The organism is Cupriavidus sp. 8B (genome assembly GCF_054589115.1).
In genome coordinates this window covers 1-439 of record NZ_BAAILO010000493.1, presented here as the reverse complement: position 1 = coordinate 439, position 439 = coordinate 1, and the positions used below count along the sequence as shown (strand labels likewise).

At 63.6% G+C, this 439-nt stretch carries 1 pseudogene; it reads right to left on the bottom strand.

Going from position 1 to position 439, the window contains the following annotated elements:
• A pseudogene (locus ACYP5B_RS45425) lies at window positions 1-344 on the bottom strand (ATPase); the annotation flags it as partial.
• Window positions 345-439: the final 95 nt, after the last annotated feature.

Here is a 439-nt window from a genome sequence, read left to right as displayed (position 1 = left end):
ACCTGATCGAAGCCCACGCGGGGGCGGCCTTTGACGATGCCGCAGACCAGATAGATAGGTGGCTGGCTAGGCGCGTCCAGGCGGAACACAAAGAAGGCATTGGGCACGACGTCAGGGATGCGGGCCAGCGTGGCGGCCCCTGAGTACAGCTTGTCCTTGATCTTGGCCTGGCCGTCCGCGGCGTCCAGATAGCCCATGTGCAGCGACTGATCCTCGTGCCAGATACGCGCAGCTTTAACCTCCCGCGCAATATTGGCCGCCAGCGTCGCGGGCGCACCGCTGCCGGTCAGCGTGCGCCACTGCATGCCGAATACCAGCTTTTTGCCGTGGATGTCGAGAATCATTGCGCCGCGGCCTCGCCCTGATCTTCGATCATCACCGTGGCCAGTACCAACGTGAAGGTGCGGGACTTCGTGGCAGTCAGGGAACCGCCAGCGAT